This window comes from Corynebacterium sp. 239_CJEI (assembly GCF_001055995.1).
Lineage (GTDB): Bacteria > Actinomycetota > Actinomycetes > Mycobacteriales > Mycobacteriaceae > Corynebacterium > Corynebacterium jeikeium_D.
In genome coordinates this window covers 1-8,665 of record NZ_JVOW01000012.1, presented here as the reverse complement: position 1 = coordinate 8,665, position 8,665 = coordinate 1, and the positions used below count along the sequence as shown (strand labels likewise).

Below are 8,665 nucleotides of genomic sequence, written 5' to 3'. Positions count from 1 at the left end.
GGGTTAAGTAAAGAAAAGTGTGTCCGCATGCCACCATAACCCCAGACCACACACCACAAATCACCAAAGAATAGCTCCCCGAAAGCTATTACCCACACCATCCCACACCTCCGGCCACATTTGTGCTAACCGCACACCGGTTGGATTAAAGGATGACCACCAACCGCCCCAGCTGCCCACTATGCGGCAACAACACAAAGAAAAACGGCACCACCAGCAAATCAACCACCCGTTGGCGCTGCACCCACTGCGGACACTCCTTTACCCGCAACACCCAAACCCACAACAAAAACACCGCCACCATGGCTTTGTTCATCCAATGGGCCACCGGCACCCAATCTCTAACCACCTTCGCCGCACACCATGGCGTAACCAGGCAAACCATGCACCACCGATTCCGATGGTGCTGGTGGATCATCCCCACACCCACCATCGACTCATTCCGCATCCATGACCAAATCTTCCTCGACGCGACCTATCTAAAGTCCGGATGCCTCCTGATCGCAGCCAGTAAAACCCACGTCATCAACTGGACCTGGGCCAGACACGAAACCACCGCCGCCTACACCGAACTCCTACGCCCCATTGCCGCACCACTAATCGCAGTCACAGACGGCGGACAAGGTGCCCAATCAGCCATCCACCACTGCTGGCCAACAACACGCATCCAACGCTGCCTCGTCCACGCCCAACGAACAGTCCGCCGCCACACCACCAGCAACCCCCGCACCGATGCCGGCAAAACCCTCTACCGCCTAGCCCTGAAACTCACTCGCATCACCGACCTTGACCAAGCATCCACATGGGTCGCCCACCTGCACGAATTCGACCACACCTACCGGGAATGGATGAACGAGAAAACCACCATCAAAGACCCCGTTACCGGCGCCTACACCAAGGTCTACACCCACCAACGCGTCCGAGCGGCCTATCAATCATTGCTATCTCTGCACCGCAGAGACCTGCTGTTTACCTACCTGCAACCCCCACCAACAACCATCGACCCCGACAACCTTGCAGCAACAACAAACAGCCTCGAAGGTGGCATCAACGCCCCCATAAAAGAACTAGCCCGCAGACACCGCGGACTATCACTACCGCATCAACGCACAGTGATGGATTGGTGGCTGTATCTACATACAGAAGTCCCTGACGATCCGGTCAAGATCGCCAGGGACCAACGATGGGGTCAAGACGCACTTTCCACAGCAACAGACCTGATCACCCACAACACCACAGCCACTACCAATGACATCGGTGCACCAGCAGAATACGACACCGCCATCGACACCAGCTACCAACACAACCTCGGCATCCAAAAAGGCTGGATCAAATAACCGCAACACGCCCGGAAAAGACACACTTTTCTTTACTTAACCCTGATTTGGCCCCAGAATAAAGAAGACCCCTACCGGCGTTGCACCGGTAGGGGTCTCTTCTTAGTGGCGGGGGCAGGATTCGAACCTACGACCTCTGGGTTATGAGCCCAGCGAGCTACCGAGCTGCTCCACCCCGCGTCAACTGTCCTGGCTTTTACAAGCACTCACAGCGGGCGCTGGTCTCTCTGACCAACGAGAAGTAACTGTAGCACGACGCTCCCAACAAAGACCAATCCCCAGTTCATAGCCGGTTTCGCTACAACCTGGGGAGTCTTCGGACCATAGAAACCTATGATTCTCGGTTAACTACTCGTTGCACGTCTTACTGGCCGTTGGCCTTCTGGTAGTCAGCGGCAGCGCGGTCGAGCTCGGCAAGTGCCTGGCCCTGTGCCGCGTAGTCACCGTTCTTCTGTGCGTCGTTAAGCTTTTGCAGTGCGTCGGAGATACGGCGAGCGGCGTCGTCACGCGCGGCGACATCAACCTTGCGCTCTTCCTTCGGTGCCTCGTCGTCGGACTCAGCGTCAGCGGCATCCTTGTCCTTATCCGCCGACTGCTCCTCAGTCTCTTCCTCACCGCGGACCTTGGTCGCGGCGGAAGCATCGATACCGACCTGACTCAGAGCCTCAGTGACCGTGGCGCCGTAGCCCACCTGACCGCGGTAAGCGACGAGAATACGCAGCAGCTTCGGGAATGCGGTCTCCTGGCCCTTGCGCTGGGTGTAGACCGGTTCGACGTAGAGAATCTCGCCATCGCCGACCGGCAGCGTCAGCAGGTTACCGTTGGTGACCACGTTCGTGCCCTCGAGCAGAGTACGGTCCTGGGCGACCTCATCTGCGGACATCATCGTGTCCTGCGCCTGCCGTGGACCCATGGTCTGGGTGTTGGTCGGCAGGGCACGGATGGTGATTTGACCGTACGTCTCCGGATCGGAGGAAGCGCTCATCTGGGCGGCGAGGAACTCGCGCTCCAGACCGCGGAAGGCGGAAATCAGCTGGAAGCTCGGCTTTCCGGTCTTCGGATCGGAAGCGACAACGTAGTACGGCGGCTGGGAGAGATTCTTCTCTTCCGGTGCGGTCGGATCGGACGGGACGGACCAGAAGGAATCGTTGGCGAAGAACACACCCGGATCGCTGACGTGGTACTTGGCCATCAGCTCACGCTGGACCTTGAACAGGTCCTCCGGGTAACGCAGGTGCTCCTGCAGTTCTTCCGTAATTTCAGCCTTCGGCTTCACCACGCCTGGGAAGACACCCTCCCAAGCCTTCAATACGGGATCCTTCTCATCGAACTCGTAGAGCTCAACGGTGCCATCGTAGGCATCGACGGTCGCCTTGACCGAGTTGCGGATATAGCTGACTTCGCTGTTCGGCAGCGGGCGTGGAGTGCCATCCGGGTTAATGGAGTCCTGCGTGGTCTCCTGAAGACTCATGCGCTGGGAGTACGGCATCTTGGCCAACGTGGTGTAGCCGTCGACGATCCACTTCATACGGCCATCGACTACAGCCGGGTACGTCTTGGTGTCGGTAGTCAGCCATGGGGCGACCTTCTGAACACGGTCACGCGGATCGCGGTTGTAGATAATCTTGGAGTCCGACCCAATGCGGTCGGACAGCAGGATGTTGAGTTCCTGGTAACGGGTGGCGAAAATCATGCGGCTGGCAAGTCCGCCAACGCCAACACCGCCCTCACCGTCGTAGGTGAAGTTTCGGCCGTCAGCATCGTACTCGTAGTCCTTGCCGTCACCATTGCCGCCGACAATCGCGTAGTCGGCATCGCTGTTGGCGATAACCGGACCGTAGTAAATGCGCGGCTGCTTCAGGTTCAGGTTCATGCCGTTCGGGTCCTCGGACTCGAACAGATCAGCCACGGTGTACAACGGGTAACCACCGCGGGCGGAACCGGACTCAGAGGCAACCTCATCGACCTTGTTAGCCGGCGCGGCAACGAAACCATTGCCGTGGGTGTAGACCGTGTGACGGTTGATCCAGTCAGTCTGGTTGCCCTGCAGCGTCTGCGGGTTCAGCTCACGAGCAGCGACGATGAAGTCACGGGACGCGCCATCAATCTGGTAGCGGTCAATGGCAAGCGGATCGGAGAAACCATAGAAGTTCTTCAGCTGGCGCTGCTGCGTGAAGGTACGTGGCAGCACTTCCGGATCCAGAATTCGGATATTGGCCAGAGTAGCGGCATCGCGCGAAATCGAATCCGCACCTTCCTTCGCGGCTTCCTTATCGCCTTCCTTTTCAGCCGGAACACCCCAGTCGCGCTCGACCTTCACCTTGTCGTCAGTAAGCCCGTAGTGGTAGCGCGTCGATTCAATATTGCGCGCAATGTACTCGCGTTCCTTGGAAGCGCGGTTCGGGTTAACCGAGAACTGCTCAACTGCCATCGGCCAGGCCACGCCAATCAGACCGGCGGAAACCAACATCAGCACGGTGGCAAACGCTGGGATGGAAAGATTGCGCAAGAAAATGGCTGCGAAGAATGCAGTGGCCACGACAATTGCGATGACCAGCAGCGTAATTTTCGCCGGCAGCAGCGCATTGATATCGGTGTAGGAACCACCGGTGAAGGTCTTCTGCTTGTTATTCAGCAGTTCATAGCGGTCCAGCCAGTAAGACACAGCCTTGAGCAGCATGAAAACACCGGCCCAGCACGCCAACTGCGCACGAGCCGCATTGGAAACGCGGGTCTTCTCCCCTGTAGTCGGATTACCTGGGCGGATACCACCAAGGAAGTAATGCGTCACCAGCGACAGCAGGAACGCAATAACTACCAGGACAACCAGCGTCGACACGATGTACGACCACAGCGGCAACTGGAACGCATAGAAGCCCAAGTCCTTGCCGTACTGCGGGTCTGTCTCACCGAAGGACTGTCGGTTTAAGAACAGCTGCACCGTCTGCCATTTGCCCTGCCCCACAAGGCCACCGAGTACGCCGAATACAACAGGCAGCGTGGTGAACATCGACTTCGAACCAGATTCAGCCATCCGTCGGTACACTGCCTGCGGGCTGCGCGGATCCGTCAGCCCGAGGTCGACGGGACGGGAGCGCCACGCCAGCCACATAGATAGAAATGTCAGTGCGCCCGTTATCAGGCCTACGGTGATAAACAGGACGATACGAGTGAGCCACGTGGTGGCGAATACCCCTCGATAGTCCACTTCACCGAACCACTGAAAGTCCGTATAAAAATTGACGGCGATTGGAATAACAAAGGTCAGCGCGGCAATCACCAACACGGTAATTGCCAGCCACCCCGGGCGGCCACCCGCCGATCGTCTCGGTCGAGTCTGGTTTAGAGACAACGTCTCTCCTGTCCAAGTTGAACTTGACTTGCCAGCGAGCTGGTAAGTCGGTCGTACGCTTATCTGTCATCTACTCTAAATAAAGTTCCTAACATTTGACTAAGGATGCTGTTAATACAGCGTTGCCAGGAAAGGGGCGTCGTCAAGCGTCATGAGCGAAAACAGCGGAACCCAGACTCATCTCAGCCAGCAGGCACTCAATCGCGCCGTACGCGAGGCTGTCGAATACGTCCACGCCGAAGGTTGGGACCGCGCCCCGAGTCTCTTCGCCCTCGTCCCCACCGCCGCGCTTGCCGACGTGCTTGCCGACGAGCTGATTGACAGCGCCCCGCGGACTGTCGTTGCGCAGGAACCTCTCCCCGAGGGAATTGAAGGTGGTAGCCCTGAGTTGGCGGACTTTATCGCTCGGACATCGTGGCCGGCAGGTGTCGTTGGTGCCGTGCTGGCGCAGGAGATTATGGTGATTGCCCCGGAGCAGGCGGACAGTTTTGAGGGTGCATCACTGGATGAGGTGCGGGCGCAGGCGGATGGTGAGGCGGCTCGTCAGGCACGTCTTTTCAGTGGTGTTATCAGTGAAGGTCCACACCTAACGCTGATTCAGCCGCGCCCCACAGAAGCGGAACTGGATGAGCGTGGCCCCTTTGCTGAAGATGAGATTGAGCTAAAAGATGGTTCTGGGGTAGCCGATGGTGTCATCGCTGCGCTGTATTCCACGTTCGGAAGTAACTCATAACTCCACCTACCAGCGATAAGAGACAAACAAGAGGCGTTGAAAGAGTCGAATATCCATATAACTAGCTGGTTCCGGTTGACATCAGGACTAGAACCTAGTTGTATAACAAAGTGATAAAGGCACGTCTCTAAGTATCTGCTCAGGGTTCTGTCGGACTTGGTTCTGTCGGACTTGGTTCTTCCAGGGACGGTCTGTGGCGAAGAAATCGCGAGTGTAGCGCGAGTTTTTCCTTCTATAGGTTTTCAACTAAGAGGTTTTTAATTATGAAGAACAACGTTGTTCGCCGTGCAGCAGCCTCGGCAGCTGCAGCTTCTGCGCTGGCAGCCTCCCTCCTGACTGGCGGTGTTGCCAACGCTCTCCCTACTGGTAACTACGTTGCCTTCGGCGATTCCTTCGCTGCTAACCCGGGTCAGTCCGATCCGGCCGTACCGGGCCGTGGTGGCTGCCCGATTTCGGTTTCGAACATCGGCTCTCACGTTGCTCGTGAAACTGGCCTTGAACTGCACGACTACTCCTGCAACGGCACTACCGCTTTCATGCCGACTCAGCCGCAGAAGTCCCTGATGGGCCAGGTTGACAACGCCATCGCTCAGGGCTCCCTCGGCCCGGCTACCCAGCTAGTAACCATCTACGTTGGCGCCAATGACGCGATGCAGGGCGCTGTGCTGCCAATGCCGGTTCAGGATGACCTGTACACCACCAACGTTGTGGCCGCTGTGGAGAAGATCAAGGCCGCTAACCCAACTGCTCGCGTCATGCTGATTGGTTACCCGGCTTTCACCTCTAATGACCCGACTCACTACGCTTGCCCGGTTAACGCCGCAGGTTTTGCACCGCACATTCCGGCTGCCGGTATGCACCACTTTGAGATGGCTCTGCAGAACCGCCAGATGCGTGCTGCCGCTGAATCCGGTATCGGTTTCGTCAACATGAAGGAGGTCACCAACATCGACGTCGCAATGTGCGGTCCGGACGGTGAGCGTCAGGTCTCCGCAATTCTGGATACCGATGTTGCTTCCTACAACATGACCAACCACCCGACCTTCCACGGTTCGGCAGTTGCTGGCACCACTATCGCCAACGTCTACAAGAGCACCTTCTAAGGTCTTTCGACGTCGCTCAGACGTCTTCAAGTACAACGAAAAATCCCCGGTCGTAATGACCGGGGATTTCCATTTGTGGAGCTGCCGAGAATTGAACTCGGGTCCACCGCCAACTCGCCAGGGCTTCTCCGTGCGCAGTTCGCACGATCGCCTCTACTCGACCCTTCGGCTCAGGCAAACATGTCCGAATGACGGGCCCAGCCGCAAGTAAGAAGATCCCCGATGAGCCTTACGGCACACCCATCGGGCGAGCCCTTTTAAGTCGATGCCAGGGTCCGGACCAAAGGGCAAGCCCGGTCTGACAGACACGCTAGTCGCTTAATTAGGCAGCGAGAGCGTAGTCGCGCTGAGTGTTCTCGGCGCTTAATCAGTTGCTACGACGCTTAAACGGTGGTCTCTAGCCTGCACCGGCACGCTTCCCCTGGCTCACTGTACGGTGTCGAAACCATGTCAGCCCCGTACAATGCCTTCGAGCACGGGAAAGTGCGTTGCGCTCAAAGGATGTTCAAGAATAACGCTTTACGACGGGAAAAGTCAACAAGCTTCGCCGCAAGGCCCACAGCCCGTTACCTTGTGAGTGTCCCCGATAATGGGGATAGTCGCTGGTCCGGTATGGCTTACCTGCCCTGTAGTTTCCATAATCCGGGGGGTGTTGCCGCCGGGTGCCAGGACTTTCGATGACAGCTGATAGGGACACGGCCAGTTTTAAACTAGGTCTCTTTGTAACGTGGGTGCTTGCAACGAAGGTCATGACACCAGCGACTGGAACAACGCCATACCCATCTCGTTTTCTAGGAGCTCATCATGTCTCCGGAGCATTCCATCGACATATTCCTTGGGTTAGACGTCGGCAAATCTGAACACCACGCCTGCGCCTTAGACCGTGATGGCAACAAGGTCTTCGACAAACCGTTGCCTCAACTCGAATCCGAACTAGCAGGCGTTTTTCACCAGCTTCAGAAGCTTGGCACCGTGCTCGTGATCGTCGACCAACCCAACACCATCGGCGCACTACCGATTGCTGTAGCCCGGGACTGCGGTTGCGAAGTCGGATACCTGCCAGGTCTTGCGATGCGCAAAGCTGCAGATCTCTATCCGGGACGTGCAAAAACAGACAAACGCGACGCATTCATCATCGCCGACACCGCCCGCACAATGCCCCACACGCTACGTGCCGTCGACCGCAATGATGAGGTACTCTCCGCCCTAAAGATGCTGTCCGGCTTCGATGATGACATCGCCCGCGATTGCACTCGCACTGTCAATCGGCTTCGCAGTGTCCTCACCCAGATCTACCCCAGCCTGGAACGAGTTTTTGCTGGTAGCACCCTGACTCGCACGCCGATCCTGGAATTATTGATCCATTACAAGGGACCGCAGGGGCTAAAAAGAGCCGGATACCAACGAGTGTTGAACTGGATGATCAAGCGCACACGTAAAGACCCCACCCCGCTGGTAGACGACATTTTTACAGCGCTGAAAGCTCAAACAGTCACCGTGCCTGGAAGCGATGCCGCCGAGTTAGTAATTCCTCAACTGGCTGCAAACATCCAGGCCCTCAAAGAGCAACGAAACACCATTGCTGAGCAGGTTGAAGAGATGCTCGCTGATTTCCCTCTTTGTGAGGTCTTGATGAGTATGCCCGGAGTCGGCATCAAGACCGCAGCGCAGATCCTTCTTGCGATCGGTGATGGCTCCGACTTCGCTAGTGCTGGCCACTTAGCTGCTTATGCTGGAATAGCACCCGTGACTAGACGATCCGGTTCGTCGATCAGAGGTGAATTCCCGGCACGGTCAGGCAATAAACGACTGAAAAACGCCTTGTTCTACTCCGCATTCGCAGTTATCCGCAGCCACGAACCGTCACGGCGGTATTACGAACGCAAACGCGCTGAAGGAAAACGCCACAACGCAGCAGTCATCTGCCTGGCACGACGCCGATGCAATGTCATCTACGCGATGCTGAAAAACAAGGAGTTCTTCCGCGAAATCCCGCCACGCCCCGTCGCCGCATAAAGCCCCAAAGACGAAGCCGACCAGCACACGCTGGCCGGCTCCTAGGCACGCCTAAGAAACTACTCCCAAGACTGTGCTCGTCAACATCGGTCTGGCACTTGACAAAAACATAGGGACACCCCCC

At 57.1% G+C, this 8,665-nt stretch carries 5 protein-coding genes, 1 tRNA gene and 1 other RNA gene; 4 read left to right on the top strand and 3 right to left on the bottom strand.

Annotated elements, in window-relative coordinates; genetic code table 11:
• Positions 1 to 152: 152 nt before the first annotated feature.
• Positions 153 to 1,337, top strand: coding sequence for an IS256-like element IS3503 family transposase (locus tag ADB08_RS03975; protein ID WP_015382061.1), 1,185 nt, complete (start codon positions 153 to 155; stop codon positions 1,335 to 1,337).
• Positions 1,338 to 1,443: 106 nt separating this feature from the next.
• Here ADB08_RS03975 and ADB08_RS03970 read toward each other — a convergent pair.
• Both ADB08_RS03970 and ADB08_RS03965 read right to left on the bottom strand, forming a co-directional pair.
• Positions 1,444 to 1,517: transfer RNA gene (locus ADB08_RS03970), tRNA-Met, on the bottom strand.
• A 184-nt stretch (positions 1,518 to 1,701) separates the two neighbouring features.
• Positions 1,702 to 4,689 carry a UPF0182 family protein gene (locus tag ADB08_RS03965; RefSeq protein WP_049171036.1) on the bottom strand — a complete coding sequence of 996 codons (2,988 nt, stop codon included), beginning with the start codon at positions 4,687 to 4,689 and terminating at the stop codon, positions 1,702 to 1,704.
• Between the two features lie 151 nt (positions 4,690 to 4,840).
• Between ADB08_RS03965 and ADB08_RS03960 the strand changes: the two genes are divergently transcribed.
• Both ADB08_RS03960 and ADB08_RS03955 read left to right on the top strand, forming a co-directional pair.
• The gene (locus tag ADB08_RS03960; protein WP_049171033.1) at positions 4,841 to 5,422 is read left to right on the top strand and encodes a PPA1309 family protein; all 582 of its coding nucleotides are present in this window, start codon (positions 4,841 to 4,843) and stop codon (positions 5,420 to 5,422) included.
• Positions 5,423 to 5,685: 263 nt separating this feature from the next.
• Positions 5,686 to 6,525, top strand: a complete 840-nt coding sequence (locus tag ADB08_RS03955; protein WP_048733544.1) for a GDSL-type esterase/lipase family protein — start codon at positions 5,686 to 5,688, stop codon at positions 6,523 to 6,525.
• A 73-nt stretch (positions 6,526 to 6,598) separates the two neighbouring features.
• Here the strand turns inward: ADB08_RS03955 and ssrA are convergent.
• Positions 6,599 to 6,983: a transfer-messenger RNA gene (ssrA, locus tag ADB08_RS11210) on the bottom strand.
• A 346-nt stretch (positions 6,984 to 7,329) separates the two neighbouring features.
• Here ssrA and ADB08_RS03950 point away from each other — a divergent pair.
• Positions 7,330 to 8,541 (top strand): IS110 family transposase, encoded by a 1,212-nt coding sequence (locus tag ADB08_RS03950; RefSeq protein ID WP_011273191.1) that lies wholly within the window; start codon positions 7,330 to 7,332, stop codon positions 8,539 to 8,541.
• Positions 8,542 to 8,665 lie beyond the last annotated feature (124 nt).